The 3,181-nt window shown below is 51.2% G+C and carries 2 protein-coding genes; both read right to left on the reverse strand.

Annotated elements, in window-relative coordinates:
* Nucleotides 1-18: 18 nt before the first annotated feature.
* Nucleotides 19-1,584: a maltose ABC transporter permease MalF gene (gene malF, locus KDK14_RS00735; protein ID WP_257263100.1), complete on the reverse strand. Its 1,566-nt coding sequence runs from the start codon at nt 1,582-1,584 to the stop codon at nt 19-21.
* A gap of 34 nt (nt 1,585-1,618) precedes the next feature.
* Nucleotides 1,619-2,836 carry a maltose/maltodextrin ABC transporter substrate-binding protein MalE gene (malE, locus tag KDK14_RS00740; RefSeq protein ID WP_257263101.1) on the reverse strand — a complete coding sequence of 406 codons (1,218 nt, stop codon included), beginning with the start codon at nt 2,834-2,836 and terminating at the stop codon, nt 1,619-1,621.
* Nucleotides 2,837-3,181 lie beyond the last annotated feature (345 nt).

Raw genomic sequence — 3,181 nt, forward strand, 5'->3', positions numbered from 1 at the left:
AAAAAAGCCCCCCCGATATTACTGCAATCGTCGTGTAGCTTTCAGGTTGACCCAGGCAATAAAGCCCACAATCACAAAGATCGCTGCGGCAATGGCCGAGGCCAGTCCGTAATCCTGGCCATAGGAGCCAAAGGCAATACGGAAGGTGTAACTCACCAGAATATCAGTGGCACCGGCCGGGGTCGTGGTGTGCAGCATATTCGGCGCGCCGCCGGTTAACAGGGCGATCAGCACCAGGTTATTAAAGTTGAAGGCAAAGCTGGCAATCAACAGTGGAATCAGCGGCTTGAAAATCATCGGAATGGTAATATGGCAAAGATTCTGGACCGGTGTAGCACCATCAATGGCGGACGCTTCATAGAGATCATCCGGAATACTTTTCAGCAGTCCGATACAGAGAATCATCATATAGGGGTAACCCAGCCAGGTGTTGACAATGATGACCATGGTTTTGGCCAGCAGCTCATTACTGAACCATTCCGGTTTGATGCCAAAGAGCATATCCAGCAGATAGTTGATTTCACCAAAGTTCTGGTTGAACAGCCCGCGGAAAATCAGGATGGAAATAAAGGCCGGTACTGCGTAGGGCAGGATCAGCAACAACCGGTAGACACCGTTGCCTTTGAGCGGTTCCCATTGCACCAGGCAGGCCATTAACAGGCCGATGATTATTGTGAAGGTGACAGACAGGGTGGCAAACACGATCGTCCAAGTGAAGATCTTCAGGAAAGGCCCCTGGATACCCGGATCGGTAAACACCCGGACAAAGTTATCCCAGCCCGTATAGATGGTGAAACCCGGACCGATCTGCTCAGTACCGGCTGCATTGGTGTAATACCCTGTCGCCATATCCGGATAGATGGTCTCTCCTGTGCGGTTATCGATCAGGGCCATGTTTTGTTCCGGGTATTGCCGGTCAGTGTGGTCATCGGGACGATAAATCCTGGCAATAGCGCCGAATTTTCTCAGGCTGGTCATGGCCAGCTCGGTGCCATCAGGCAGAATAATGTCCAGTTTGTCCAGGGTTGAGCGCTTTTTGACGACTTCCCGGAAGGGGAGCACTGCGCCGCCCGGCACATGGCTGGAGACAAAGGCTTTCAGTTCCCGCGGTTTCTCACTGATGGCAAATGGTTCGGTCAGGTAGTGCTCCTGAGCGCCGGCATCACTGGTCAGCATCAGCCGGAAGCCGGGGCCTTCCTGGTACAGCTTGAAAGAGAATGATTCGCCGCCGGTACGGTAGGTTTTCGCCAGGTGGATGGCCCTGACCCGCTCAAGGGAGAGCAGGTGGTTGGAACTGTAATTGGTAAAGGCGACATTAACCGTATAAATCAGGGGAAAGATGACAAAGGTGATTACCCCCAGCAAGCTGGGGTAGATATAGCGATAGTTATAGCCTTTTTTGCTGATAAAAACCCATGAACCGGTCGCCGCAAGCACCAGCACGAGCAGGGCAAACGCCAGCTCTCCCTGGGCATACATCAAGGTAATGCCGTATAAAAGCACCAGGTCGATAACGGCGACAATGGCGATCGCCAAATAGGCACTGCCACTTCCGGTAGCTCTTGACCCGCTTGATGTGCTCATGGCGTGCTGGCCTCTTCTGGCAGACAGAAAACGGTTAGCTGATGATACGTTTCGCTGCGTTGTTCAGCGCCTCACGGTAGTTTTGCCGACCACTGGTAATATTGCGCAGGGCGCTCTCCATGGCAGACCAGAACTTACCCATCTCCGGCACATTGGGCATGATCAGGCCCTGTTCAACATTCTGGTAAGTGGCCGCAATCCGGGGGTCTTTCATCAGTTTTGCCATCATCGCCTTATTGGCTACGGCTCCCAGGGGGACGTCATTGTTCATCACGGTCAATCCCTGTTCAGTGAGCAGGTAATTCTCCAGGAACTCCTGGGCAATGGACTTGTTGGGGCTGGCACTGTTCAGGGCTGCCCCCCAGACACCAACAAATGCCTTGGCGGGTTTGCCATGGAGTTTGGGCAGCGGCGCAACACCATAGTTGATGTTGTTCTTGTCCAGGTTCGCCCAGGCCCAGGGGCCGGTAATCATCATGGCGACTTTTTGCTGGTTGAAATTGGCTTCCATCACGCTGTAGTCAACGCCCCGAGGCATGACGCCCTGGTCGATCAGGTCCACCAGCATTTTGGCACCTTCCATTGCGCCCTTGTCGTTGACACCGGTTTTCCTGACGTCATAGCCTTTGGCGGTTTTCTGAAATACATAACCGCCATCGGCAGCCAGTAGCGGCATGGTGAAGTAGGGTTGGTCCTGATCCCACATAATGGCGATGATGCCTTTTTCATTTTTCTTGTTGGGGACTGACTGTTGTTGCAGTTTCTTGGCCAGGGGAAACATCTCTTCAAAGGTGGCAGGCGGCGTTGACAGAATATCCTTGTTGTAAATCAGGCTGATGGCTTCCAGAGAGATTGGGTAGCCATAAATTTTGCCATCGCTGGTCATGGCATCCCAGCCAATGATGTTCACGCCTTTCCTGAATGCCGCTGATGGGCTGACAGGTGCCAATAAGCCGCTTCTGGCCCACTCCCCATAACGATCATGGGCCCAGAAAATAATATCAGGCCCACTGCCTGAGGCGGCGGCCTGTTGAAAACGGTCGGTGATATTTTCCGGGATTTCGACTTTAACGTTTATCCCCATGTCCTTGGTGAATTGGGCACCCACCTGGCGAATACCGCCATAGGCCTTGTCGCCACCAACCCATATCAACAGCTCGTCAGAGCTGAAGGCCAATACGTTACTGGCAAAGATCAGTGACAGTGCAGTCAAAATAACTGGGACAATTTTTTTAATCAGCGAAGTGAACATGTCTGATTTCTCCGGGTAAACCAGACTGCCAGGTGGCTGCTGGTTATTCGGGTAAGGGGAACAGTGTTAACAGGTTGGAAGAACCATGATTGATTGCAGTTGATTACTAAAAAAACCTTCAGGTTTTCGCCGGATGAATGAACCGAGTACTGACTAATAATAATCGCTATGTTTGAGTATGCCAGTAATAAAATTTAATGGCCTGATCAAGCTGATACTTTGGTTATCGATCGTTTATTTTTAATATTTTTTTGCCTGTATGTGGCCTTATATATGACGGTTGTTGTTTTATTGTAACTATTCAGCACCCAGCAAAGGCATATTACTGTAATTCTGAACAGCTCT

The organism is Endozoicomonas sp. ONNA2 (assembly GCF_024606365.1).
Classification (GTDB): Bacteria; Pseudomonadota; Gammaproteobacteria; order Pseudomonadales; family Endozoicomonadaceae; genus Endozoicomonas.